We start from the raw sequence: 22,255 nt of genomic DNA, 5'->3' as shown, positions 1-22,255 counted from the left end.
CCACTTCAAGGCACGATGTCGAATGCTGTGCTGCCAAGCCGCTCGCCGTTGACCAGCAGGTGCACGGCATGCCGGCCCGCGTAGTGTTTGCGCGTGGTCAACTCGCGAATGTGCTGGGAACGGCTGAGGTTGACGCAACCCTGGGCGGGCAGGTCGAAGGTCTTGAGCTTGAAGACTTTGGCCGAGGTGCCGCCCGAGGCTTTCACGTAGTCGACGGCATAGTCGATCACCAGGCGTTGGCTCTGCCCGAGGGTTGATTGCACCGTGAAGGACAGCGTGACCTGTTCCCCCAGGCGAATCACCGCAGGCGTCACTTGCAAATCCAGCACCTGGACCTGTGCCTTGCCGCCGACCCCGATGACGCCCAACGCCCTGGGGTTGCCTTGTTTGATCAGGCTGCGCAGCGCGTGCCGGGCGATCCATGCCGTGTGGCGGTCTTGCAGCGGCCAACCTTCGATCTGGTCCAGCACCCAGTCGGGATGCTGCTTGGTGACGTCGTTGAGGTGGTTGGCCACGGATTTGCGCACATAAAGGCTATCGTCGGCCTTGAGCGTGTCGAGGATCGCGGCGGCGAGGTCAGGGTTGGCCTGGATCGGCTCCAGGTGAAACGACCACGGCAAGCGTGGCCGGCTGCCTTCGCTGGCCAGGCGGCGTACGTGCTCGTTGGCGTCCAGCGCCCAGTCGTGCATGACCTTGAGGGTGCGTTCCAGGTCATCGCGCAGGAAGTGCCGCACGGCGAATTCCGACGAGCCGAACCGGGTGAAATACTTGAGCGCATCCAAAGACACGTCGAAGCGATGCCGCCCATAAGACGCCACGTAGTGTGGCAGGAACATACTGACGAACATGCTGTTCAGACGCGGGGCCAGGGCGCGCAGCACTTCCAGCGAAGCTTCATAACCGAGGGGCAGTACCGCATGCAGGCACTCACTGACCCGGGCCATGCGCTGCATCACCGATAACTCGGCCAGCCCGTCGTTAGCCATGTGCAAGAACGCCTTGGCGTCGAATGCCGGATACACCGCGCGCATTTCGTTGGCGATGTGTTCCAGGCGGGCGCTGTTGAAGATTTCCTTGAGGGCAGGGGAGGCAGTGGTCGAAGTCGTCATGGCAGGGTCCGTCGTGCAGGGCTTGTCACTATATCCCGTGGCGAGGGAGCTTGCTCCCGCTCGGCTGCGCAGCAGTCGTAACCCCCGTGAATGCCGCATCACTGAATGACCGCGTCGCCTGGATTGGGGCCGCTGTGCAGCCCGGCGGAAGCAAGCTCCCTCGCCACGGGGTACAGTTTCCAGGAATTAAGGAATGATTCGCCGCCCGCGAAGTCCCAGATTCAGTCCCTCGAATAACTGGAGTTTTTTCTATGCGCAAACCCACCCTGATCGCCAGCCTGGTCCTGATCGCCGGCCTTGGAGCCCTTGGGCCTGTTGCGCAAGCGGTCGAGAAAACCGGAGATGCCCTGGAGCATTCGCCGAGCAATGGCCGCAGGCTGGTGGAGAACGACCGGGTCCCGGCGGACTACCAGCGCGCGGACAGGGCCATGAAAGACTGGAAACAGAAGGAACTCGAGCAACCGACAAACGAGCAGCAATGGGTGCAGATCGACGACAAGTACTTGCTGATCGAAACCGCATCCGGCGCCATCGTCAAGATCGTGCCGGCCACACGCTAGAGCACTTCGCCCTTGTCCCACAGGTGAACCAGCTCGCCGGGTGCCTGGTCCTCAGGCACCTGCAGTACCATCTCGTCATCCTGGTCGTTGGCGCGATAGCGCACCTCGATCTGGAAAAAACGCTGGTCGCCGCGCCCAGGCGTGGAGGACGTCAATGGCAGGCAACCCTCCAGGACCGAACAGATGCGCGTGCGCTGGTCGAGGTCGCACTGGGCGAATTCGATTTCCCGTGGCCGGGTCAGCGCATGGATGGCGGCCACGCCACCCTGGCGCGACAGCCGTACCACGGCTTTGTCGTCGAGGTCTGGAAGGGTTTTCATCAGCTCTCCTGTGTCAGGTCGACGCCGACCTGGGCCCAGCCGTTCTGTACCGCTTGCACTTCCCGCGTGCCGAAGCGCTGGCGGGCGTGCTCGACGGTCAGGCGGGCGAAGGCGCTGAAGGACGCGTCATTGGCCAATCTTCGGTCGCACAAGGTTTCATACCAGATCCGGCCGGCCTTTTCCCAGGCAAATCCGCCCAGCGTGGTCGCCACCAGATAAAAGGCCCGGTTGGGGATGCCGGAGTTGATGTGCACGCCGCCGTTGTCTTCACGGGTAATGACGAATTCGCGCATGTGCGCCGGTTGCGGGTCCTTGCCCAGCAACGGGTCATCGTAGGCGCTGCCGGGGTTGGACATGCTGCGCAGGCCGTCGCCGTTGATCTTGTCGGTGAGCAGGTCGGCGCCGATCAGCCAGTCGGCTTGGTCGGCGGTCTGTTCAAGTACGAACTGCTTGACCAGCACACCGAACACGTCGGAGATGGACTCGTTCAGGGCGCCGGACTGGTTGGCGTAGATCAACCCGGCCTCGCTTTCGGTGACGCCATGGGCCAGCTCGTGGGCCACCACGTCCAGGGAACGGGTGAAGCGCTGGAAGATTTCACCATCGCCGTCGCCGAACACCATCTGCGCGCCGTTCCAGAAGGCGTTTTCATAGCCCTGGCCATAATGCACGCTGCCCACCAGGGCGAAGCCTTTGTTGTCGATGGAGTCGCGCCCCAGCACGTTCCAGAAAAAATCATAAGTGGCGCCGAGGGCGTCGTAGGCTTCGTCCACGGCCGGGTCGCCACTGGCCCGCTGACCTTCCAGGCGGACCGGCTGGCCGGGCAGTTCCATGCTGTTCTGGGCGTCATGCACGCTGCGTTGCGGCTGTCCGGCCTTGCCGGGCTTGGGCAGCTTCGCGGCGGCGGGAAGGTTGCCGGGCGGGCCGGGGTTGTGCCGTAGGCTGCGCACGTGGGTCAAGGTGCCGAGAGCGCTGGAGCGTTGCTGTTCGGAGCCGTGGGCGATGATGCGATTGAGGATGTATGGCGGAATGAAACCGTGGAGCGGACGAGAGTCGAACATCAGAAAATCCTTATCTGAAATGCAGGGTCGATACCCATGTGAACCGAAGAGGCCGTCGCGGTTCCCTAGAGGGCAGGTTTGTGTGATCGACCCCTGTGGCGAGGGAGCTTGCTCCCGCTGGGCTGCGAAGCAACCCCAAAACCTTGCCCCTGAATGTGTCAGGCAGACCGCATGCAACCTGTCGGGTCGCGGCGCAACCCAGCGGGAGCAAGCTCCCTCGCCACAAAAGATTGCCAGATGCCTGGAATTCTGCGAAAACCCGGCGCTTGAATGACACGGACAGATCCCATGAACGAAGAACTGCAAATCATCGACCTGGAGCAGGGCGATGGCAAAAGCGTAGTCAAAGGTGCGCTGATCACCACCCAATACCGCGGCACCCTCGAAGATGGCACCGAATTCGATTCGTCCTACAGTCGCGGCAAGCCGTTCCAATGCGTGATCGGCACCGGTCGCGTCATCAAGGGCTGGGATCTGGGCCTGATGGGCATGCAAGTCGGTGGCAAGCGCAAGTTGTGGGTGCCGGCGCACCTGGCCTACGGTGAGCGGTCCATGGGTGCCCACATCAAGCCCAACGCCAATCTGATCTTTGAAATCGAGTTGCTGGAAGTCCTGACCCGCGACGATTGATGGACTGAGCGGGTCATGGCCTGTCGGTACGTGATCGCTCGCTGAACAGCGGGATGCGGCCGTTGACGGAGGGGCGATAGCGCCAGGCCAGCTGATCCAGTGGCGGTTGCTGCTCGATAATCGCCGCCAGTGTGGCGCGGGCGATGTCCATCGCCAGGGTTTGGCCTGGGCATTCATGGCGCCCGCTGCCGAAGCTGAAACTGCGGCGGTTCGGGCGGTCGAGCAGCAGGGTGTCTGGTCGGGGGTTGAGTTGCGGGTCGCGGTTGGCTGAGGCCAGCAGCACCAGGACCACTTCCCCAGGGTTCAGCGCAGTGCCGAGGATTTCGCAGGGTGCGGCGATGAAGCGGCGAGTGTTTTGCACCGGCGGGTCGAAGCGTTGGACTTCGGCCAGCAATGAGTCGGCCTGTGTGGGAGCCTCCCGCAGCGTCCGGCGCAATGCTGGATCGCCGATCAGCGCCAGCAACGCGTTGCCAATCAGGCCAGCGGTGGCTTCATAGGTTTGCGAGAGCAGCCCGATCAGGTTGGCGATTTTACTGTCCGGATCAGCGCCTTCGAAGCCTTGGTCAATGCCCCGCAACACAGCGTTGTCCTGCGCCTCTATCCGCGCCTGGAATAAACTGGCCAGCTGCTCGCTGGCCTGGTGCGCCGCGTCCAGTTGCTGTGCTTGGCTCAAAGGCGACAGGCCGGCGACGAAGTCTGCGGTCAATTCGCTGACCCGCTGACAGTCCGTCGGGCTGAAACCCAGCAACGCCGCGACCACGCTGGCCGGCCCGATGAACTGGGCCTGGTGCAGACCTTCGGCGCCCTCTTGGAGAACGCGGGCCCTGACCAGTGCCTCGACCTGCCGGGGGGCGATGTCCTGCAACCGCGGCGCAATCGCCGCCCTCGGGCAACGCTGCTGTTCCCCTTCGTTCATGCGCATCAGGTGCCCGAACACCCGCCCGGCCGGCCCCTCGGCGATGGCCTTTGGCACCGGTTCGTGGGCCGGACGCACATGGCAATCGGGATGGTGCAGCACCGCGCACACGGCCTCGGCGCTGCTGGCGATCCACAGATTCAGCCCGGGGTCGAAGGCCAGCCCGCCGGCAGCGCGCAGGGCGGCATAAAAAGGATAGGGGGCGGAATGTGTCGCGGCGGTGATCGGGTCCATGAAGCGCGGCCTTGTTCGTGATGGAGAAAGTATTGCTACTATCTCCAGTCGATGCATGGCTTGATTCGTCGGGGAGCGAAATATGAACGCAGAGCACCATGACCTGGGCGTGTCCCAAGTGGCGGCGGCCATTGCCGAACCGGCGCGCACCCGGATGCTGTGCGCGTTGATGGATGGCCATGCCCGCACCAGCACCGAATTGGCGAGCATTGCCGAGGTCAGCGCCTCGACCGCCAGCGCCCATCTGGCGAAACTCAAGCAAATGGCCTTGGTGCGCTTGCATGTCCAGGGCCGTCATCGTTATTACAGCCTGGCCGACCCGCGCGTTGCCCAGGCACTGGAGGCGCTGATGGTGATCGGCCAGAGCGCCGCACCGACTTTCACCCCGCGCACACCGGATCGCCTGCAATTTGCCCGCACCTGTTACGACCACATGGCCGGCACTCTGGCGGTGCGCCTGCATGACCGGATGATTGAGGCTGGATGGCTGATAGAGGTGGAAGGCGATGGCTATCGGCTGAGTGATTCCGGCGAGGCGGTGCTCGAGGGCTTGGGCATCGATGTCCTGCACCTTGCCACGCAACGTCGCCGATTCGCCTGCTTCTGCCTGGACTGGAGCATGCGCCGCCCCCACCTGGGCGGTGCCTTGGGCGCGGCGTTGCTGCAAGTGGCGATCAAGCGCAAATGGGTGATCCAGGACCTGGACAGCCGGGCGCTGGGAGTGACGGCCAGTGGTCGCCGGGAGATGGCGGGGCGGTTTGGGGTCAGTGCCGAAATCGATGTCAAGCCCGCCTCCGTCATCGCGAGCAAGCTCGCTCCCACAGTGGGCCCGCGCTGAACACAAGACCCATGAACACCCAAGATCCCCGGTGGCAGCGAGCTTGCTCGCGATAGCCGTTTCAGCACCGCCCACATCATCCAGCCATATGCCGGCGCCGATACTCCTCCGGCGTGGTGCCCATCATTTTGCGGAACATGCTGATGAACGCCGAGGCGCTGCTGTAGCCCAGGTCCAGGCCGATGGTTTCCACGCTCTGGCCACGTTCGAGCAGGGCCAGGGCCTCAATGACTTTGAGACGTTGGCGCCATTCCACCAGTGACATGCCCAGGTCCCGCTGGGCCCGGCGCATCAGCGTGCGCTCGGTGGTGTTGGCGGCGCGGGCCAGTTGCGGCAAGGAGCGCGGGTCGCTGGGGTTCGCTTCCAAGGCCCGCAGCACGGGGCCCAGCAGTGGATCATCCGAGGAGGGCAGGTAGCTGCCGACGTGGGGCGCCTGCGCCAGCTTGTCCACCAACACCTGCAGCAAGCGCTGCTGCTCGGGCGTCTGCGGTTGGCTCGGTGGATCGCTGCGCAGCTCTTCCAGCAGGGCACGGATCAGCGGGCTCAAGGTCAGCGCGCAGGGTACGGCCGGCAACGCGTCGCACAGTTCGGCGGCCAGGTACAACGAACAATGGCAGGCCTCATGCCGATTGAAGCCAACGTGTTCCATGTCCGGTGGCAACCAGATGCCGTACTGCGGTGGCGCCAGGTAATGGTGTTGGGCGATCTCGATTTCCATCACGCCACTGTAGGAGTAGACGAACTCACCCCAGGCATGTCGGTGCCGGGGGTAAGTGGCATGGGCCGGCATGCAGGCGCTGCGAAAGAAAATCGGCGAGGGCAGGACCGCTTCGAACGGAGGTATCTTCAGATGTTGGGCTGGAGGCTGCATATCGACCGCAATGGCGGATTACCGGGATGGCTTGTCGGGTAATCACTATATCCAGCAAAGGTGTCAGGTAGACAATCCTTTCATCTCTTTCTGCCCAAGGACCGTTCCCATGACCACCCGCCGCGCCCTGGATGGCCAGGTCTGCGCCCTGATGACCGGCCTCTGTGCCATTTGGGGTTTCCAGCAAGTCGCGATCAAGGCCGGCGCCGCCGACATGGCGCCGATGCTGCAACTGGGCGTGCGCTCGGCCATCGCTGCGGTATTGGTCTGGTTGTTGGTGCTGGTGCGCGGTGAACGCCTGTCCCTGGCCGATGGCAGTTGGCGTCCGGGCATGCTGGTGGGATTGTTGTTTGCCTTGGAGTTCGTGATGGTGGGCGAAGGCCTGCGGCATACGACGGCTTCGCACATGGTGATTTTCCTTTACACCGCGCCGATGTTCGCCGCCCTCGGCTTGCACTGGAAACTGCCTAGCGAACGCCTCAAGCCGGCGCAATGGCTGGGCATCGCCGTTGCCTTCGGCGGGATCGTGGTGGCTTTCAGCGGGGGCTCGGGCGCGGCGAACGGCAGTTCGTTGCTCGGTGACGGCATGGGTTTGTTGGCCGGTGCGCTGTGGGGCGCAACCACGGTGACGGTACGCTGTTCGCGGTTGACGAATCTGCCGGCCAGCCAGACGCTGCTTTACCAACTGGTTGGCGCCGGGGTGCTGCTGATCGGAATGTCGGTAGCCCTGGGGCAAACGACGATCAACCCCACGCCCCAACTCATTGCCAGCATGGCGTTCCAGGTGTTGCTGGTATCCTTCGCCAGCTTCCTGATCTGGTTCTCCCTGCTGCGCCACTACCTCGCTTCGCAACTGGGTGTGCTGTCGTTCATGACGCCGCTGTTTGGCATCGGTTTTGGCGTCTGGTTGCTGGATGAGCCGCTGGAGCCGAACTTTATCGTTGGCGCGGTTCTGGTGCTGGGCGGGATCTTGCTGGTCAGCGGTTATGGATGGTTTCGCCAGCGTTGGGGGCGATGGCCGGTTTTGCGTCGAGAGTAGTGGGGGCAGATCCATGTGGCGAGGGAGCTTGCTCCCGCTGGGCTGCGCAGCAGCCCCAAACCAGGCAACCCGGCCATTCAGACAGATCGCGTTTACCGGGTTGCGACTGCTGCGCAGCCGAGCGGGAGCAAGCTCCCTCGCCACAAAAGCTCCCGAGTGCTACAGGTGGACTCGGATCAAACCTTGACGATCCAACCCGCTGGCGCTTCCACGTCACCGGTCTGCACGCCGGTCAGCTCTTTGTAGAGCTTCTGGGTGATCGGGCCGACTTCGGTTTCGCTGTGGAACACGTGCAGCTTGTCCTTGTAGCTGATGCCGCCAATCGGGGTGATCACCGCAGCGGTACCGCAGGCGCCGGCTTCCTTGAAGTCCGACAGCTTGTCGATGAACACGTCGCCTTCGATCACTTCCAGGCCCAGGCGCGATTTGGCCAGTTCGATCAGCGACAGGCGAGTGATGCCCGGCAGGACCGAAGGGGATTTCGGGGTGACGAATTTGTTGTCGTGGGTGATGCCGAAGAAGTTGGCCGAGCCGACTTCCTCGATTTTCGAGTGGGTCATTGGGTCCAGGTAGATGCAGTCGGCGAAACTGGCCTTTTTGGCTTGGGAACCGGGCATCAGGCTGGCGGCGTAGTTGCCACCGACCTTGGCCGCGCCGGTGCCTTGTGGGGCGGCGCGGTCGAAGCTGGAGATCAGGAAGTTGTGCGGGGTCAGGCCGCCCTTGAAGTAGGCGCCGACCGGGATGCAGAAAATCGAGAAGATGAACTCGGGTGCGGTGCGCACGCCGATGTTGTCACCCACGCCGATCACGAACGGGCGCAGGTACAGCGCGCCGCCGGTGCCGTAAGGCGGGATGAAGCGCTCGTTGGCGCGGACCACTTGCTTGCAGGCCTCGACGAACTGCTCGGTGTCGACGTGCGGCATCAGCAGGCGGGCGCAACTGCGCTGCATGCGGGCGGCGTTCTGGTCCGGGCGGAACAGGTTGATGGAGCCGTCCTTGCAGCGATAGGCCTTCAGGCCTTCGAAGCACTGCTGACCGTAGTGCAGGGCGGTGGAGCCCTCGCTGATGTGCAGCACGTTGTCTTCGGTCAGGGTGCCCGCGTCCCAGGCACCATCGCGCCAGTGCGACAGGTAGCGCTTGTCGGTCTTGATGTAGTCAAAGCCCAGTTTGTCCCAATTGATGCTCTCGTTACCCATGACACCCTCTATTTCTTAACAACCGTCGAAACGGTTCAAGGCTTCTGACGTTTTTTGGATGGGGACAACAATACTTCATTCCGGGGCTGTTTCGCAGCCTGCTCGATGGGTGACAGGCAGATTTTCTGCCGACTCCCCCGTGGCGAGGGAGCTTGCTCCCGCTGGGCTGCGAAGCAGTCGTCACCCGGCCAACGCGGTGTGACTGACCGATCCCAGTGCTCGGATAGGGGCTGCTGCGCAGCCCAGCGGGAGCAAGCTCCCTCGCCACAGGTGAAACGCATGCCTACAGATGCAACGCATGCCCCAACGCCCGCAGCGCCGCTTCCTGCACGGCCTCGCCCAGCGTCGGATGGGCGTGGATGGTGCCGGCGATGTCCTCCAGGCGCGCGCCCATCTCCAGGGATTGGCCGAAGGCGGTGGACAGCTCCGACACGCCGACGCCGACCGCTTGCCAGCCAACGATCAGGTGATTGTCCCGGCGCGCCACGACCCGGACGAAACCGCTTTTCGATTCCAAGGTCATGGCCCGGCCATTGGCGGCGAACGGGAAGCTCGACACAATGCAATCGAGCCCGTCCGCCTTGGCTTCGTCCGGCGTCTTGCCGACCACCACCAGTTCCGGATCGGTGAAGCACACCGCGGCGATGGCCGTGGGGTTGAATTCCCTGTGCTGGCCGGCGATCAGCTCGGCGACCATTTCACCCTGGGCCATGGCTCGGTGGGCGAGCATCGGTTCACCGCTCAGGTCGCCGATGGCCCAGACGTTGCGCATGCTGGTCTGGCAGCGCTGGTCGATTTTCACCGCCGCACCGTTCATCGCCAGGTTCAACGCTTCGAGATTCCAGCCCTGGGTGTTGGGTTTGCGACCCACGGCCACCAGCACCCGGTCAGTGTCCAGGTTCAGCGTGTCGCCAGCGGGGTCACGCACTTGCAAAGTGCTGGCCTGGGCATCGAACCCTTCGACGCTGTGCTTGAGGTAGAGCTTCACGCCCAATTGCTTGAGCGCTTCGTGCACCGGTTGGGTCAGTTCGCCGTCGTAGGCCGGCAGGATCCGTTCCTGGGCCTCGACCACACTGACCTCGGCGCCGAGCTTGCGGTAGGCGATGCCCAGTTCCAGGCCGATGTAGCCACCGCCGACCACCACCAGGTGCTTGGGCACCGAGGTGGGGGCGAGGGCTTCGGTGGAGGAAATGATTGGCCCGCCCACTGGCAGCATCGGCAGGTCGACGCTTTTCGAACCAGTGGCCAGCAGCAGGTGTTCGCACTGGATGCGGGTGTCACCGACCTCGACCGTCTTGCCATCGATCACCTTGGCCCAGCCGTGAATGACCTGGACCTTGTGCTTCTTCAACAGCGCCGCGACGCCGGTGGTCAGGCGATCGACGATGCCGTCCTTCCATTCCACACTCTTGCCGATGTCCAGGCTCGGCGCCGACACCGTGATGCCCAGGGCCGAGCCCTGGCTGTGGTGCCGCGTCTGGTGGAACTGCTCGGCCACGTGAATCAAGGCCTTGGACGGAATGCAGCCGATGTTCAGGCAGGTCCCGCCCAACGCCTGGCCTTCCACCAGGAGGGTCGGGATGCCCAACTGGCCGGCGCGGATCGCCGCCACATAGCCGCCGGGGCCGCCGCCGATGATCAGCAGCGTGGTGTTCAAAGTCTGTTGCATGCCTTACTCCACAAACAGCGTTGCGGGTTGTTCGAGCAGGCCGCGCAGGGCCTGGATGAATTGCGCCGCATCCATGCCGTCGACCACCCGGTGATCGAAGGAGCTGGAGAGGTTCATCATCTTGCGGATCACGATCTGCCCCTTGATCACCACCGGCCGTTCGACGATTTTGTTCACCCCGACAATGGCTACTTCCGGCAGGTTCAGCACCGGCGTGCTGACGATGCCGCCCAATGCCCCAAGGCTGGTCAGGGTGATGGTCGAACCGGACAGCTCATCGCGACTGGCCTTGCCCGTGCGGGCCGCCGTTGCCAGGCGCGAAATTTCCGCCGCGTTGTCCCACAGGCTGCGGGCTTCGGCGTGGCGCACCACCGGCACCATCAGGCCAACGTCGCTCTGGGTCGCGACGCCCACGTGCACCGCGCCTGAGCGGTGGATGACCTGGGCTTCGTCGTCGTAGCGGGCGTTCATTTGCGGAAAATCGCGCAGGGCCACGACCAACGCGCGAACCAGGAACGGCAGCAAGGTCAGCTTGCCGCGACTGGCGCCGTGTTTTTCATTCAGATGCACCCGCAGCTCTTCCAGGGCCGTGACGTCGATTTCCTCGACGTAGCTGAAATGCGCGGCGCGTTGAGTCGCCTCCTGCATGCGCTGGGCGATCTTGCGGCGCATGCCGATCACCGGGATCTGTTGCTCATCGTGGCGCTCGGCATAGCCCGAACCGCCCTTGGCCTGGACCGACGGACCTTGGGCCAGATAGGCCTCGAGGTCTTCGTGCAGGACCCGCCCGGCCGGGCCGCTGCCCTGGACCAGGCGCAATTGAATGCCCAGGTCCAGCGCGTGTTTGCGCACGGCCGGCGACGCCAGTGGACGCTCGTCGGGGTCGCGGGCCACAGGCGCTTGCGGGGCGCAGCGCAGTGCGGCGGTTTTTTCCAGTACCGGTTCAGGTGTCGCCACGGGTACCGGCTTCGGTGCCTGCGCAGCCGGCGCTGGCGTTGGCGCCTGTTGGGCCGATTCTTTCAGGTTACCCGCACCTTCGACTTCAATGCGGATCAGTTCGCTGCCCACTGCCATGACTTCACCGGGCTCGCCACCCAGAGCGATGACCCGGCCATGCACCGGTGAGGGGATGTCGACCATGGCCTTGTCGGTCATGACATCGGCCAGTACCTGGTCTTCGACCACCATGTCGCCGACCTTGACGTGCCACACCGACAGTTCAACTTCCGCGATGCCTTCGCCGATGTCCGGCATCTTGATAACGTGCGTGCCCATTCAGACCTCCATGACCCGTTTCAACGCCGCGCCCACACGGGACGGCCCTGGGAAATACGCCCACTCCTGCGCGTGCGGGTAGGGGGTGTCCCAACCGGTGACACGCTCGATAGGCGCTTCCAGGTGGTGGAAGCAGTGTTCTTGCACCAACGCCACCAGTTCGGCGCCGAAGCCGCAGGTGCGGGTGGCTTCGTGGACGACCACACAACGGCCGGTCTTCTTCACGGATTTGACGATGGTCTCAAGGTCCAGCGGCCAGAGGCTGCGCAGGTCGATGACTTCGGCGTCGATGCCGGTCTCTTCGGCAGCCACTTGGGAGACATAGACCGTGGTGCCGTAGGTGAGAACCGTCACGTCCTTGCCCGGACGGGTGATGGCGGCGACGTCCAGCGGCACGGTGTAGTAACCGTCTGGCACCTGCGCCGAGGGGTGTTTCGACCACGGCGTTACGGGGCGGTCGTGGTGGCCGTCGAACGGGCCGTTATACAGGCGCTTGGGTTCGAGGAAGATCACCGGGTCATCGTTTTCGATGGAGGCAATCAGCAGGCCCTTGGCGTCGTAGGGGTTCGAAGGCATGACGGTGCGCAGGCCGCAGACCTGGGTGAACATCGCTTCGATGCTCTGGCTGTGGGTCTGGCCGCCATAGATGCCGCCGCCGCAAGGCATGCGCAGGGTCATCGGCGCGGTGAACTCGCCGGCCGAGCGATAGCGCAGGCGCGCCGCCTCGGAAATGATCTGGTCCGACGCCGGGTAGACGTAGTCGGCGAACTGGATCTCGGCGACGGGCCGCAGGCCGTAGGCGCCCATGCCCACCGCCACGCCGACGATGCCGCTTTCGGAAATCGGTGCGTCGAACACCCGCGAGGTGCCGTACTTGTTCTGCAGGCCTTCGGTGCAGCGGAACACGCCGCCGAAGTAACCCACGTCCTGGCCGAACACCACGACGTTGTCGTCGCGTTCGAGCATCACGTCCATGGCCGAGCGCAGGGCCTGGATCATGGTCATGGTGGTAGTGGTCATGGCGGTATCCAGCGCAATATTGGTGTTGTGATCGTTCATCTCAGATCCCCAACTGCTGACGCTGGCGCTTCAAGTGCTCCGGCATCTCTTTGTAGACGTCTTCGAACATGGTCGCGGCGCTTGGAATCTGCCCGCCAGCGAGGGTGCCGTATTGCTCGGCTTCCTTCTGCGCGGCCATCACCTCGGCTTCGAGTTCGGCGGTAACGACGGCATGTTCCTCTTCGGACCATTGGCCGATCTTCACCATGTGCTGCTTGAGACGGGCAATCGGATCGCCCAGCGGGAAGTGGCTCCAGTCGTCGGCGGGACGGTATTTCGAAGGATCGTCCGAGGTGGAGTGCGGGCCGGCGCGGTAGGTGACCCATTCGATCAGCGCCGGGCCGAGGTTGCGGCGGGCACGTTCGGCGGCCCAGCGCGAGGCGGCGTAGACCGCCATGAAGTCGTTGCCATCGACCCGCAGCGAAGCGATGCCGCAACCGACGCCGCGTCCGGCGAAGGTCGTGGCTTCACCGCCGGCAATGGCCTGGAAGGTGGAGATCGCCCACTGGTTGTTGACCACGTTGAGGATCACCGGCGCCCGATAGACGTGGGCAAAGGTGAGGGCCGTGTGGAAGTCCGATTCGGCGGTGGCACCGTCACCGATCCAGGCCGAAGCGATCTTGGTATCGCCCTTGATCGCCGAGGCCATGCCCCAGCCCACGCCTTGGATGAATTGCGTGGCGAGGTTGCCGGAGATGGTGAAGAAACCGGCGTCCTTGACCGAGTACATGATCGGTAACTGCCGGCCCTTGAGCGGATCGCGCTCGTTGGACAGCAGTTGGCAGATCATGCCCACCAACGGCACTTCGCGAGCCATCAGGATGCTTTGCTGGCGATAGGTGGGGAAGCACATGTCATCGATGTTCAGCGCCAGGGCCTGGCCGCTGCCGATGGCTTCCTCGCCGAGGCTCTGCATGTAGAACGACATTTTTTTCTGGCGTTGGGCGACCACCATGCGGTTGTCGTAGATGCGCGTCTTGAGCATGGCGCGCATGCCTTTGCGCAGGATGTCGAGTGGCACGTCTTCGGCCCATGGGCCGTGGGCATTGCCTTGGTCGTCGAGCACGCGAATCAGGCTGCGGGCCAGGTCGGCGGTGTCGGCGGGTTCGACGTCGATGGAAGGTTTACGCACCGTGCCGGCATCGGACAGATGCAGGTAGGAAAAGTCGGTCTTGCAGCCGGGACGGCCCGAGGGTTCGGGAACGTGCAGGCGTAGCGGTTCGTACGCTGGGTTCATGGCTTTCTACGCTCGATCTTGTGAATTTCTTGTAGTGGGCGCGCTAGCTGACGAATTTCCCCGGGTACGGGAAATTGTCCTACAACAATCATAGGCTCGACGCAGAAGAATATTTTTCTCTGTTGGCTTGCTGTTCAGATCATTTGCAGATAAAAAATCTGCACAACGATAAAAAACAGGATTATTTGTCTCATGCGTAAATTGGATCGCACCGACATCGGCATTCTGAACAGCCTTCAGGAAAACGCCCGCATCACCAACGCCGATCTCGCCCGTTCGGTCAATCTGTCGCCCACTCCGTGCTTCAACCGTGTCCGGGCCATGGAGGAGTTGGGGGTGATCCGCGAGCAAGTCACCTTGCTTGATGCCGATATGCTGGGTTTGCACGTGAACGTGTTCATCCACGTCAGCCTGGAGAAACAGGTGGAAGAGGCGCTACAGCATTTTGAAGAGGCGATCTCCGACCGACCGGAAGTGATGGAGTGCTACCTGATGGCAGGCGATCCGGATTACCTGATCCGTGTGCTGGTGCCGACCATCCAGTCGCTGGAGCGCTTCATGATGGACTTCCTGACCAAGGTCCCGGGCGTGGCGAACATCCGCTCCAGCTTTGCCCTCAAGCAAGTGCGCTACAAGACTGCGCTACCGTTGCCGGCCAATGGGTTGACCTTGGGGACCTGAAGATCAAATGGTTTTTGAGGGCCGCTTCGCGGCCCAGCGGGAGCAAGCTCCCTCGCCACGGGGATGGGTGGCTGGCGAGACGGTAGCCATCAAGCACCGTCCTGTGGCGAGGGAGCTTGCTCCCGCTGGGCTGCGCAGCAGCCCCAAGCTTCTAAAGCTGATTGATCGGAATCTTCAGGTAGGTCACGCCATTGTCCTCGGCCGGCGGCAGATGGCCGGCCCGCACATTGACCTGGATCGCCGGCAACAGCAGCGTCGGCATGCCCAGCGTCTTGTCGCGCTGGGTACGCATGGCCACGAACGTGGCTTCATCGATCCCATCGCGCACATGAATGTTGTGCTGGCGTTGTTCACCCACGGTGCTCACGCACTGGGGCTCGCGCTCATCCGGTGGATAGTCGTGGCACACGTAGAGCCGCACGCTGGCGGGGAAGGCCAGCAGTTTGCAAATCGAGGCGTAGAGTTGATGGGCGTTGCCGCCGGGAAAGTCGCAGCGGGCGGTGCCCACATCCGGCATGAACAGCGTATCGCCTACCAGGATCACGTCGCCATCGATCAGGTAGGCCATGTCCGCCGGAGTGTGGCCGGGCACATGCAATGCAGTGGCCTTGAGGTTGCCAATGAAAAAGGACTCGTCGTCGGCGAACAGGTGATCGAATTGCGAGCCATCCACCGCGAATTGCGGTTCGAGGTTGAACAACGCCTTGAAGACGCTCTGGACCTGGTGAATGGACTGGCCGATGGCGATCTTGCCGCCCAGCGCTTGGCGCAGGTAAGGCGCGGCGGACAAATGATCGGCGTGGGCGTGGGTTTCCAGTAGCCATTGCACGTTCAATCGGTGTTCGCCCACGAAGGCAATCACCCGGTCAGCCTGTTCGGTGCCGGTGCGTCCCGAAGTCGGGTCGTAGTCGAGCACCGGGTCGACCACCGCGCATGGCCCACCGTCGTGCTCGAAAATGACGTAGGTGTAGGTCTTTGAGGCGGGGTCGAGAAAGCTTTGGATCTGCGCGGGCATGACAGCGAACCTGTGCGGGAAGAACGCATGAAAGGGGCTGCGGCGCAGCCCAGCGGGAGCAAGCGCCCTCGCCACACACCCATCTAAAATAGCGTGTTGTAACGCTTGGGACTTACACCCTACGGTCCGCAGCTTAGTGAGGGCCAAGGCGTCCTGCAAATGCGATCACACCTGCCAACAAGGACCGCGATTACCATGGCCCCTGTGGCGAGGGAGCTTGCTCCCGCTCGGCTGCGCAGCAGACGCCTTTGAGTCAAGACCGTATGGGCCTGCTTCGCAGTCCAGCGGGAGCAAGCTCCCTCGCCACAGGTGTTACAGCAACCTGCATTGCATCGAAAACCCCAGCGCCACCGATTGCCCTTGCTCCAGCAAGCGCAACCCCGGTCGCCCCGGCAGGTGATGGGCGTTGACCGGGTGGCTGACCGGTTCGATGCAAAAGAAATCCAGGCCCACGGGGCAGTAGAGCAGGAAGTAATCGCAGCCGCTGGCCCGGCACTCCAGTTCATAGCCTAGGTCCGGCTGCTGGATCAGGCACTGCCCGTCCCAACCGCCGAAGCCGTTGTCGACAAGCGTGTCCGGCAGTAAACGGAGCGTCTGGAAATCCCAGTGTTCAGGAGTGTTGGTCAGTTCCGTGGGCAATTTTGTCGCATCGCACATCCAGACCTCGCTGGCGCGGGTTTGCAGGCGCGTGGCGGCGGTGCGTGGAAAGTATGGATGCAAGCCCAGCCCGTGCCACGCGGCCTGTTCGGCCATGTGGGTGACGTGCATTGCGAGCTGCAACTGGCCGCCGCTCAAACGAATCCGCAGGCTGGCGCGGTAGGCGAACGGCTGTTGGCTGTCGAGTTGCAGCAACGCTTCTTGGGCACTGTGCTCGATCACCTGCCACGGTTGTTGCCACGCACTGCCATGGATCGGAAACGGATCGTTGGGGCTGTTGGCGTCCAGGGCCAGCCAGCCGCCGGGACAGTCGAAGCCGCCGTGGGCGATCCGGTTTGACCAGGGAATCAACGGGAAGCCGCCGAGCTTGCCAGGCAGGCCGTTTTCCAACGCGTGGGGCGCTGGCGGGCGCAGTAGCGGGGCGCCGTTACTGCGCAACGTCCAGTCGACCAGGCTGGCGCCCAGATGCGGGGCCAGGGTGAGACGAGTCAGTTCGTCTTCGAGGTGGAGAAGGGGTGGCGTCATGGTGGTTGTCTGCTGGATTGAAAAGCAGTGAGGGGAATGCAGATTTTGTGTGGACGCTGTTGTGGCGAGGGAGCTTGCTCCCGCTGGACTGCGAAGCAGGCCCAAGTTCTTTGTTTCAGCACAAATTTTTGGGGCGGCTTCGCCACCCAGCGGGAGCAAGCTCCCTCGCCACAAGGGGGCTTGCTGGTTGATGGGATTACAACACCAGATGCGGCAACCACAGGGAAATGGCGGGCACATAAGTCACGAGCATCAGCACCAGGAACAGCATGGCGTAGAACGGCAGCAGCGCCTTGACGGTGCTTTCGATGCTGACCTTGCCGATGGCGGAACCGACAAACAACACCGCGCCCACCGGCGGGGTGATCAGGCCGATACCCAGGTTCACCAGCATGATCATGCCGAACTGCACCGGGTCCACGCCGATGCCCACGATCACCGGCATCAGGATCGGCGTCAGGATCAGGATCAATGGCGCCATGTCCATCACGGTGCCCAGCAGCAGCAACATCACGTTGATGCACATCAGGATCACGTAACGGTTGTCCGACAGCGTCAGGAACGCGGTGGTGATCTTCGCTGGGATTTCCATCAGCGTCATGATGTAGCCGAAGCTGGCGGCGAAGCCGATCAGGATCATCACGATGGAGATGGTGCGCACCGTACGGTGCATCAGTTTCGGCAACTCGCTCCACTTGTAGTCGCGATAGATGCACATGGTCACGAAGAACGCCCACACCACGGCGATGGCGGCCGATTCGGTGGCGGTGAAAACACCCGAGAGAATGCCGCCAAGGATGATGAACAGGGTCATCATGCCCCACATGGCTTCCCTGCAGATCTTCAGCGCTTGCTTGAGCGGAATCACTTCACCTTTGGGGTAGTTGCGCTTTTTCGCGAAGACCAGGCACAGCGCCATCAGGCAGAGGTTCATCATGATGCCGGGGACGATGCCGGCCATGAACAGCGAACCGATGGAGACGGTGCCGCCCGCGGCGAGCGAATACAGCACCGCGTTGTGGCTGGGCGGTGTCAGCAGCGCTTGTACCGAACCACTGACGGTGACGGCGGTGGCGTAATCACGCGGATAGCCCCGGCGTGTCATTTCCGGGATCAACACCGAACCGACCGAGGCGGTATCGGCTACCGAGGAACCGGAGATTGCGCCAAAAAAACTCGAGGCCACGAGGTTGACCAATGACAGGCCACCGCGCACGAAGCCTACCAACACGCTGGCGAATGCCACCAGTCGGCGGGACATGCCGCCTTCGGCCATGATCGCACCGGCCAGAACGAAGAAGGGAATGGCCAACAACGAGAACTTGTTCACGCCGCCCGTTACCTGGATCATCATGGCCTGGAACGGAATATCGATCCACCACGCCCCGATCAGGGCGGCAGCGCCCAACGCGTAGGCGACCGGCATGCCGATCAGGATCAACAGTAAAAAACTGCCCAGCAGAATCAGAGCGTCCATTAAGCGGCACCTTCGTTTTCTTCAACCAGGTCGAACTGCACGACCCGACGCTGGCTTTGATCACCCAGGAAGAGTTTTTCCAGGACAAAAATCAGGGTCAGGAAACCTCCAATCGGAATCGGCATGTAGGTGATGCCGACGCGCAGGGTGGGTATGGCACTCATGAATTGATTCCAGGTGGTCATGCACAGCTTGGCGCCCCAGACCGTCATGAAAATGCACACCGCGGCCATCAATAACTGGGTGAAGACCGACGCCACTGTGCGCCAGTGCGAGGGCAGGCGGCTGGTGACCATATCCACGGCCATGTGCGAGCCAGAGCGGTAACTGGCGGCGGCGCCGATGAAGGTAAATACGATCATCAGCAGGATGGCGGTGGGCTCGGGCCAGCTCGAGCCGGAACCCAGCACGTAGCGGGCGAACACACCCCAGGGAATCATCAGCGCAACGGCGAGGACAGAGAGGCCGGCCACCCAGATGCAAGTCATGTAAATCGTGTCGTTGATACGCAGCAGCAAATTCTTCATCGGGTTCCACCGTAACTGGGCGCGCCTTCAACCGCAGGCGCGCCCGGCCTTTTCATGAGTGCAGATTGAGAGGCTTTACTGGACAGCTTCGATACGCTTGATCAGGTCGGCATACGGCGCGCCGTATTTGGCCCGGATTGGCGCCGTGGCGTCGTAGAAGGGTTTTTTGTCGACGGTGATGAACTCGACGCCGGCGGCCTTGAGTTTTTCTTCACTGGCGGTGGACTTCTTGTCCCACAGCACGCGCTCTTCAGCCTGGGCGGCCTTGGCGGCTTTTTTCACCATGTCTTGCTGCTCTGGGGTGAGTTTGTTCCAAGTGATTTTCGACATCACGATCGGCTCAGGCAGGATCAGGTGGCCGGTCAGGCTGTAGTACTTGGCGTTCTGGTAGTGGTTGTGTTCGAGCAGAGTCGGTGGGTTGTTTTCCGCGCCGTCGATCACGCCAGTCTGCAAGGCGCTGAAAATTTCGCCGGTGTCCATGGCGATGCCGTTGGCGCCCATGGCATTGAAAGTCTCGATGAACATCGGGTTGCCTTGGACGCGGATCTTCATGCCCTTCAGGTCTTCGAGCTTGTGCACGGGTTTCTTGGTGTAGAGGTTGCGCGTGCCGCCGTCCATCCAGGCCAGGGCCACCAGGCCGAACTCGGAGTTGGTGATCCGGTCGAGGATCGCATCGCCGACATCACCGTCGATGACCGCGCGCATGTGGGCCTGGTCGCGGAAGATGAACGGCATGTTGAAGACGTTCACGTCCGGCACGACGGGGCCGACGATACCCAGGCTGACCCGGGACATCTGGACCGCGCCGGTTTGCATCTGCTCGATCACTTCTTTTTCGGAGCCCAATACGCCGCCCGGGAAGTACTTGAACTTCAGTTCGCCATTGCTTTCTTTCTCCAAGGTTTTACCCATGGATTCCTCGGCGACCACGGTCGGGTAGCCCTTGGGGTGGATGTCGGCGATCTTGATATCGAGGGCGTGCGCCGCCTGGGCCAGAAAGGCCAAGGGGAGGGCTGCGATCAGAAGCGTACGTTTGAAATTCATGGTCAATCTCCAGTCTTGTTGTTTTTTTATGGCTCATCCAGTGAAGCGGTGAAGCAGATCAGTTCGCGGAGTGCTCCCGTCCTCCGAAAGCAGGTTCAGCCAGGCCCTGGACACCGGGGTTGAGGGCGAACACACCACCGGCCAGGGACTGCGGGTCGTTGTCGTCACCGGGGCGGATCGAGGTGACGAAGAGGGTGTCCAGGCGACTGCCGCCAAAGGCGCACATGGTTGGTTTCTTCACTGGCACTTGCAGTGAACGGTCGAGACGTCCGTCCGGGGTGAAACGGTGAATCAGCCCGGCATCGTTGGCGCAGATCCAATAGCAACCGTCGGCATCCACCGCGGCGCCATCTGGGCGACCGGCCAACGGCATCATGTCGACGAACAGCCGCCGGTTGGACGGTGTGCCGCTGTCGATGTCGTAGTCGAAGGCCCAGATCTGCTGCACCAGCGGGTGTGAATCGGAGAGGTACATCGTGCGTCCGTCCGGGCTGAAGCCCAGGCCATTGGGCACAATGAAGCCGCTCAGTTGCGCCTCGACCGGGCTGCGCTGGCCTGCCTCGTAACGATACATCCGGCCTACGTCTGCGTTGGCACCCATGTTCAGCACCATGCTGCCGGCCCAGAATCGGCCCTGGCGGTCGCAGCGGCCATCGTTGAGGCGCATGTCGGTGCGGCTGTGTTCGACGCTTGCGCACAGTTCGCTGTCCAGGCTGCCGTCATCATTGGGGTGCAGGCGAAAGAAACCGCTTTCCATGCCGGCGACCCAGCCACCGTCCTGGTGACGGGCAATGCAGGCGAGCATTTCGGGCGCTTCCCAGCCCTGGAGCTTTCCGCTGCTAGCGTTCCAGCATTGCAGGCCACCGTTGGGAATGTTCACCCAATACAGGGCGTTTTCGTCGGGAACCCATACCGGGCTTTCCCCGACGGCGTTGCGTGCATCGACAATCAATTCGGCTTGCATGGTGATTCCTTTGTGCGTGCGTATCCCATGAAAAACAGCGAATCAGTCGTCGAATGGGCCGGCTGCCACAAAGGCGCCACCCTGATAAACCATGGCCGGGTCATCGGCGGCCGGCATCGGCTGCGCTTCGACCTTGTCGCGGAAAATCTCGGACGTGTCCTTGGGCTGGTAGCCCAGGTGCGCGGCCTGGCTGTTGTCCCACCAGACGTCGCGGTTGGCGGACATGCCGTAGACCACGGTGTGGCCAACCTTCGGCGTGTAGAGCGAACATTCGATCAGTTGGGTGAGGTCGTCGAAACTCAGCCAGGTGCTCATCATCCGGCGGTTCTGCGGTTCGGGGAACGACGAGCCGATGCGGATGCTGACGGTCTCGATGCCGTAGCGATCGAAGTAGAAACTGGCAACGTCTTCACCGTAGGACTTGGACAGGCCGTAGTAGCCATCCGGGCGGCGAGGGGAGAGAGCGTCGATGGTCTCGTCCTGTTTGTAGAAACCGATGACGTGGTTGGAGCTGGCGAAGATCACTCGCTTGACGCCGTGTTTGCGGGCGGCTTCATAAATGTGAAAGACGCCGCTGATGTTGGCGCCGAGGATTTCTTCGAACGGACGCTCCACCGAAACACCACCGAAATGCAGGATGGCATCGACGCCTTCGACCAGTTGGTGCACGGCCTGCTTGTCCGACAGGTCGCACGGCATCACTTCTTCGCTTTCGTCGATGGCCGGGGCCATGTTGGCGATGTCCGACAGGCGAATGTGACGGGCGAAAGGCTTGAGGCGTTCGCGCAAGACTTTGCCAAGGCCGCCAGCGGCGCCGGTCAATAGGAGGCGATTGAAGGGATGACGAATCTGTGTCGTGGTCATGGCATTACCTGAGCAAACTATGAGAGGTACAGTTGTTATAAGTTGTCGTACGACCGAGAGGAATATCCTTATCCTTCCGTTACCTTGTCAACGTTTGATCGACGAACCGCTCTAAACCGACGTCCTTGCCGCGCTACGAGGATTCCACCGCCCCTGTGGCGAGGGAGCTTGCTCCCGCTGGACTGCGAAGCAGGCCCATAAGATTGCGAAACACGGCGTCTGCTGCGCAGCCGAGCGGGAGCAAGCTCCCTCGCCACAGGTGATTCGGTTAGCTTCAACAAAGCGCTTCGCCCCACGGCGCGCGCTTGCTGCTTACAACAGCGACAGCGGGTAGCTGATGAAGATACGGTTCTCGTCAAATTCGTTGGTGCTGTAGTCCCGACGAATCGATGCGTTACGCCATTTCACGTTGAGGCTCTTCAGCGCACCGCTCTGTACGGTGTAGGCCAGTTCGGTTTCGCGACCCCATTCCTTGCCGTCGTCAACG

At 62.5% G+C, this 22,255-nt stretch carries 23 protein-coding genes; 5 read left to right on the top strand and 18 right to left on the bottom strand.

Features of this window, described 5'->3' with window-relative positions:
• Positions 1–5: 5 nt before the first annotated feature.
• Positions 6–1,109, bottom strand: a complete 1,104-nt coding sequence (locus tag V7773_RS22670; protein ID WP_063320638.1) for a DNA alkylation repair protein — start codon at positions 1,107–1,109, stop codon at positions 6–8.
• 251 nt (positions 1,110–1,360) lie between these two features.
• Here V7773_RS22670 and V7773_RS22665 point away from each other — a divergent pair, with 251 nt between their 5' ends.
• The gene (locus V7773_RS22665; protein WP_336075261.1) at positions 1,361–1,669 is read left to right on the top strand and encodes an RcnB family protein; all 309 of its coding nucleotides are present in this window, start codon (positions 1,361–1,363) and stop codon (positions 1,667–1,669) included.
• Here V7773_RS22665 and V7773_RS22660 read toward each other — a convergent pair.
• Complete coding sequence (locus tag V7773_RS22660) at positions 1,666–1,989, bottom strand: protealysin inhibitor emfourin (RefSeq protein WP_063320640.1); 324 nt, start codon at positions 1,987–1,989, stop codon at positions 1,666–1,668. The two genes, V7773_RS22665 and V7773_RS22660, sit on opposite strands and share 4 nt — an antisense overlap.
• A complete protein-coding gene (locus tag V7773_RS22655; RefSeq protein ID WP_063320641.1) occupies positions 1,989–3,050 on the bottom strand; it encodes a M4 family metallopeptidase in 1,062 nt (353 codons plus the stop codon). Before V7773_RS22655 ends, V7773_RS22660 begins: the two co-directional genes overlap by 1 nt.
• A gap of 288 nt (positions 3,051–3,338) precedes the next feature.
• On the opposite strand from V7773_RS22655, the gene V7773_RS22650 reads away from it, so the two are divergent.
• Positions 3,339–3,680, top strand: a complete 342-nt coding sequence (locus V7773_RS22650; protein WP_003202944.1) for an FKBP-type peptidyl-prolyl cis-trans isomerase — start codon at positions 3,339–3,341, stop codon at positions 3,678–3,680.
• 13 nt (positions 3,681–3,693) lie between these two features.
• Here V7773_RS22650 and V7773_RS22645 read toward each other — a convergent pair whose 3' ends face one another.
• A complete protein-coding gene (locus V7773_RS22645; RefSeq protein ID WP_336075258.1) occupies positions 3,694–4,830 on the bottom strand; it encodes a cytochrome P450 in 1,137 nt (378 codons plus the stop codon).
• An 82-nt stretch (positions 4,831–4,912) separates the two neighbouring features.
• On the opposite strand from V7773_RS22645, the gene V7773_RS22640 reads away from it, so the two are divergent.
• Positions 4,913–5,668, top strand: a complete 756-nt coding sequence (locus tag V7773_RS22640) for an ArsR/SmtB family transcription factor (RefSeq protein ID WP_336075256.1) — start codon at positions 4,913–4,915, stop codon at positions 5,666–5,668.
• Between the two features lie 76 nt (positions 5,669–5,744).
• Here V7773_RS22640 and V7773_RS22635 read toward each other — a convergent pair whose 3' ends face one another.
• On the bottom strand, positions 5,745–6,539 hold the full coding sequence (locus tag V7773_RS22635; protein ID WP_336075255.1) for an AraC family transcriptional regulator: 795 nt from the start codon (positions 6,537–6,539) through the stop codon (positions 5,745–5,747).
• Positions 6,540–6,648: 109 nt separating this feature from the next.
• Here V7773_RS22635 and V7773_RS22630 point away from each other — a divergent pair, with 109 nt between their 5' ends.
• Positions 6,649–7,578: a DMT family transporter gene (locus V7773_RS22630; RefSeq protein ID WP_214512006.1), complete on the top strand. Its 930-nt coding sequence runs from the start codon at positions 6,649–6,651 to the stop codon at positions 7,576–7,578.
• Positions 7,579–7,754: 176 nt separating this feature from the next.
• On the opposite strand, the gene V7773_RS22625 is transcribed toward V7773_RS22630, so the two are convergent.
• The 5 genes from V7773_RS22625 to V7773_RS22605 all read right to left on the bottom strand — a co-directional run bounded on the left by V7773_RS22625 (position 7,755) and on the right by V7773_RS22605 (position 14,014).
• Positions 7,755–8,774, bottom strand: a complete 1,020-nt coding sequence (locus tag V7773_RS22625; RefSeq protein ID WP_014337840.1) for a branched-chain amino acid aminotransferase — start codon at positions 8,772–8,774, stop codon at positions 7,755–7,757.
• Between the two features lie 283 nt (positions 8,775–9,057).
• A complete protein-coding gene (gene lpdA, locus V7773_RS22620) occupies positions 9,058–10,443 on the bottom strand; it encodes a dihydrolipoyl dehydrogenase (RefSeq protein WP_336075251.1) in 1,386 nt (461 codons plus the stop codon).
• A gap of 3 nt (positions 10,444–10,446) precedes the next feature.
• The gene (locus V7773_RS22615; protein WP_336075249.1) at positions 10,447–11,718 is read right to left on the bottom strand and encodes a dihydrolipoamide acetyltransferase family protein; all 1,272 of its coding nucleotides are present in this window, start codon (positions 11,716–11,718) and stop codon (positions 10,447–10,449) included.
• Positions 11,719–12,777, bottom strand: a complete 1,059-nt coding sequence (locus V7773_RS22610) for an alpha-ketoacid dehydrogenase subunit beta (RefSeq protein WP_063320649.1) — start codon at positions 12,775–12,777, stop codon at positions 11,719–11,721.
• A gap of 1 nt (position 12,778) precedes the next feature.
• Positions 12,779–14,014 (bottom strand): 3-methyl-2-oxobutanoate dehydrogenase (2-methylpropanoyl-transferring) subunit alpha, encoded by a 1,236-nt coding sequence (locus V7773_RS22605; RefSeq protein ID WP_336075246.1) that lies wholly within the window; start codon positions 14,012–14,014, stop codon positions 12,779–12,781.
• 192 nt (positions 14,015–14,206) lie between these two features.
• On the opposite strand from V7773_RS22605, the gene bkdR reads away from it, so the two are divergent.
• On the top strand, positions 14,207–14,695 hold the full coding sequence (bkdR, locus tag V7773_RS22600) for a Bkd operon transcriptional regulator BkdR (RefSeq protein ID WP_003180456.1): 489 nt from the start codon (positions 14,207–14,209) through the stop codon (positions 14,693–14,695).
• A gap of 151 nt (positions 14,696–14,846) precedes the next feature.
• On the opposite strand, the gene V7773_RS22595 is transcribed toward bkdR, so the two are convergent.
• The 8 genes from V7773_RS22595 to V7773_RS22560 form a co-directional block, all read right to left on the bottom strand.
• The gene (locus V7773_RS22595) at positions 14,847–15,710 is read right to left on the bottom strand and encodes an MBL fold metallo-hydrolase (protein WP_336075245.1); all 864 of its coding nucleotides are present in this window, start codon (positions 15,708–15,710) and stop codon (positions 14,847–14,849) included.
• Between the two features lie 312 nt (positions 15,711–16,022).
• Positions 16,023–16,892 (bottom strand): aldose 1-epimerase, encoded by an 870-nt coding sequence (locus V7773_RS22590; RefSeq protein WP_336075243.1) that lies wholly within the window; start codon positions 16,890–16,892, stop codon positions 16,023–16,025.
• A gap of 196 nt (positions 16,893–17,088) precedes the next feature.
• On the bottom strand, positions 17,089–18,369 hold the full coding sequence (locus tag V7773_RS22585; protein WP_092144710.1) for a TRAP transporter large permease: 1,281 nt from the start codon (positions 18,367–18,369) through the stop codon (positions 17,089–17,091).
• Positions 18,369–18,896: a TRAP transporter small permease gene (locus tag V7773_RS22580; RefSeq protein WP_063320654.1), complete on the bottom strand. Its 528-nt coding sequence runs from the start codon at positions 18,894–18,896 to the stop codon at positions 18,369–18,371. Before V7773_RS22580 ends, V7773_RS22585 begins: the two co-directional genes overlap by 1 nt.
• A 75-nt stretch (positions 18,897–18,971) precedes the next feature.
• Positions 18,972–19,940: a TRAP transporter substrate-binding protein gene (locus V7773_RS22575; protein ID WP_063320655.1), complete on the bottom strand. Its 969-nt coding sequence runs from the start codon at positions 19,938–19,940 to the stop codon at positions 18,972–18,974.
• A 58-nt stretch (positions 19,941–19,998) separates the two neighbouring features.
• Entirely contained in the window at positions 19,999–20,904 is a 906-nt protein-coding gene (locus V7773_RS22570; RefSeq protein WP_336075239.1) for an SMP-30/gluconolactonase/LRE family protein, read from the bottom strand.
• Positions 20,905–20,946: 42 nt separating this feature from the next.
• Positions 20,947–21,768, bottom strand: coding sequence for an NAD-dependent epimerase/dehydratase family protein (locus tag V7773_RS22565; RefSeq protein WP_092346319.1), 822 nt, complete (start codon positions 21,766–21,768; stop codon positions 20,947–20,949).
• A gap of 312 nt (positions 21,769–22,080) precedes the next feature.
• Positions 22,081–22,255 (bottom strand): OprD family outer membrane porin (locus tag V7773_RS22560; protein WP_336075316.1); only part of this gene is annotated, 175 nt, incomplete at its 5' end.

Origin of the sequence: Pseudomonas sp. 3JA (assembly GCF_036961705.1) — a bacterium.
Lineage (GTDB): Bacteria > Pseudomonadota > Gammaproteobacteria > Pseudomonadales > Pseudomonadaceae > Aquipseudomonas > Aquipseudomonas fluorescens_Q.
The sequence above is the reverse complement of the archived record's forward strand: the minus strand, read 5'-3'. Positions and strand labels throughout refer to the sequence as shown.